The sequence below is a fragment of the Alteromonas alvinellae genome, from assembly GCF_902705805.1.
This window is the reverse complement of the sequence record NZ_CACSIH010000153.1, coordinates 1-302: the sequence shown is the minus strand read 5'-3', so window position 1 is coordinate 302 and position 302 is coordinate 1. Positions and strand designations below refer to the sequence as shown.

The window sequence follows — 302 nt, the reverse complement described above, 5'->3', positions numbered from 1 at the left end:
CTGAGCTAGGCTCAGGCATACCGTTACTGTGGCAAGATGTGAATGGCGATGGTGTAGCTGAACTGGGCGTGTTTAGTGTGGTGGATGATGTGCCTAGCCTGTCTGTTATGAACCTTGTGGATAATGCTGAACTTTCACGTATTACTTGGGTGGCGGATGCTTATTTACCTTCATCGATGACGCCGATTGCGTTGCCTGATATGGATAGCGACGGCATGATGGATATCGGCTTATTCGGCATTCGTCAAGATGAAGGTAACGAAGGCAAACCCCAGTTCTTTGTGCGAAGTGGCCGTACCGGT

The 302-nt window shown here is 49.7% G+C and carries 1 protein-coding gene; it reads left to right on the top strand.

Annotated elements, in window-relative coordinates; genetic code table 11:
• Positions 1-302: hypothetical protein (locus ACX5KA_RS11430; protein WP_458731209.1), on the top strand; the 302-nt coding region annotated here is incomplete at both ends.